A 2,500-nucleotide genomic window follows, 5' to 3' on the forward strand; every position below is an offset into this window, starting at 1 on the left:
ATCTGTAGGCTCGGCAAACAACGCCTTTCCGCTTTACAGCGGTAGGTTTTCGTTTACCTGCCCCCGAACCGTACTTACACGTCTCCATGTATACGGCTCTCCATCTGTAACATCATTTTTACTTATCACAGCTCTGGATTTTTGCGTTACACTCCGCACATACGACCAAAGTCTTTCTGTGCATATAGAGCATTTTGCGTTCCCAGTCATTTTTACCTTTTAACTCTTTGAGAGTGCGGACATGGTGCATTACCACTTCTCCGTGCTTGCCACATAGTTCGCACTTTTTTGTTGTAAGCCTTTCTATCAGACTCAACGATGGCGTTTTGAACATATACGGCAGATTGTCACTTGGGGCTGTTTCACAATCCGTTTTACGGGCGTAACCCTCATTGTAGAATACCCTGTACTTGGTTTCTCCTCTCTTGTTTACAAAAGGCACGGCAAAGAGATTATCCTTGCGATATGTTTCAATGACTTTTCTCACTGACATATTCAGCTTTTGAGCAAGAGTTTTGTACATGGAGAACTTCATAATACAGCCGAAAGAGCGTCCCAAAGCCGATGCATTGTTTGCTATTGAGTAATAGTTGTAGAACCCTCGTATTTCGGTATTAAACTGAGATACAATCTCGTGCGCTTCATTGTCAATCATATAAGTCCTGCCTTTTGACACCCATGTTTCCTTGCCGTGTTTGGTGACAACTTTCATGGCTTCGAGGCTGAGCAGTTTATTCTTGATTGCTTCTCTTGAAACGTGCAGTATCACATTCCCGTTGAAGTGTCTGCGCACTGTTCCGTTACTGTTTCTCTTTGTGGCATAGTCTTTACGGACATATATTTCGTAACCCAAAAATTTTGCGCTGTCTTGTGCGTTTGTAATCAAAGTCTTTTCCTGTGACATCTCCAGCCTTAACTTTTCCCGCATAAACTTAGTGATGTCAGCTTTGATTGTCTCACATTCGTTTTTCGTTCCGATAACCCCGATTAGGAAATCATCGGCGTAGCGCACATATCTCAGCCTGCGAAAATTTCTATCCATATCGTTGCCACTCGGCATTGTTAGTATCCGCTTCTGCTTTTCGTGCAGTTCTTCTACCATTCTTGTTCTTTCGTTTGCATCCTTCACTTCGTTTATCCTACGTTTTAGGTAGTGTACTCTGCTGTTGAGTTTGCAAATATCCTTGTTGCGGCTTCTTACTGTCCCTTTATTGAATTTGTTGGCATATTCATTCATGTACTTATCGAACTTGTCAAGGTATATATTTGCCAAAATAGGGCTTATGATACCACCTTGCGGTGTCCCTGAATAAGTCTTGTTGAATTGCCACTCTTCCATATACCCCGCATTGAGGAATTTCCGTATCAGACGAAGAAATCTGTCATCTGCTATTCTACCTTTCATTATTTCTATCAGCACATCATGGTCTATGTTGTCAAAGAAGCCTTTTATATCTCCCTCAATGAACCATTTTGCACCGTTGAAATTGTTTTGTAGACTTTTCAGTGCCGTGTGGCAGCTTCGGTTTGGTCTGAAACCGTGCGATGTCCACTCAAAGTGTCCCTCATATATGGCTTCAAGTACCATTCTTACTACCTCTTGAACCAGTTTGTCTTCAAACGACGGTATTCCTAACGGACGCATCTTCCCATTCTTTTTCGGAATGTAAATTCTCTTTGCAGGATTGGGATTATAAGTCTCATCCTTTATACTCTCTATGAGTTTGTTTATCCTATCAATGCTCATTTCATCCTCTGTTTTACCATCTGTGCCGGGTGTCATGTTTCCCGGCTTCGCATACATACGTTGGTAAGCGACAAAGAACATCTGTTCATTGAATACAATACGGTAGAGCCTTTCGTATTTATACTCAGGCTCGTTGCTGTGTCCAGCTAAAATGTTTAATACTTGCTCTGGATTTCTCATACGTCTCTCACGTTTTCCGTTGTTTGTATTAAAGTTACAGACTACTTCCCTTCGCCATGTACAAGGCTTTCCCTTGCTCGGACTACTATGGAAGTTCCGTTACCATATCGGATATTCAAAAGCTTTCTTTATAGCTGTTTATTCCAGCATTCCGACTTAGGTAATCCCCAGTTAGTTCTCTTAATAACTATTAGCACGACATACTGTCGGATGCGACTTTCGTTCTTGTCCGCTTATTGCGGCTGTGTCATAGTCGGTTCTTTATGCTCTGCACTAACGCTCAAAATAGGCAGAGTACTATGAAACAACGTATATATAATAGTCTTCCGTTGTTGCAAGATGTGGTACCACCGAACTATCGTTCAACCAATCAAGGCTTCATCCTTATGTATGCCTTTTCGTCTTGCTCCTCAGTCGCCACTTGACTATTAGTGGACTTGGAGCTTTAATCAGTATGCTACACTCCCCATCGGGTTTCCCCTTTGGATAAACTGATTGACGATAGGATTATATCGAACCCAATCCTAACTTCTTGCTAAAGAAGTATTTATTAAGCGACCATTCTGGGCGCAC

Annotated in this window: 1 protein-coding gene; it reads right to left on the reverse strand. The window is 42.0% G+C overall.

Annotated features, from left to right (window positions below; translation table 11 throughout):
- Positions 1-118: 118 nt before the first annotated feature.
- Complete coding sequence (locus LPH68_RS25980) at positions 119-1,927, reverse strand: reverse transcriptase domain-containing protein (RefSeq protein WP_230297251.1); 1,809 nt, start codon at positions 1,925-1,927, stop codon at positions 119-121.
- Positions 1,928-2,500: the final 573 nt, after the last annotated feature.

The organism is Bacteroides sp. 1_1_30 (assembly GCF_020982715.1).
GTDB lineage: Bacteria > Bacteroidota > Bacteroidia > Bacteroidales > Bacteroidaceae > Bacteroides > Bacteroides xylanisolvens.

Coding starts and splice junctions, on each gene's coding strand:
- LPH68_RS25980 (WP_230297251.1), bottom strand. CDS start 1,927: ATGAGAAATCCAGAGCAAGTATTAAACATTTTAGCTGGACACAGCAAC.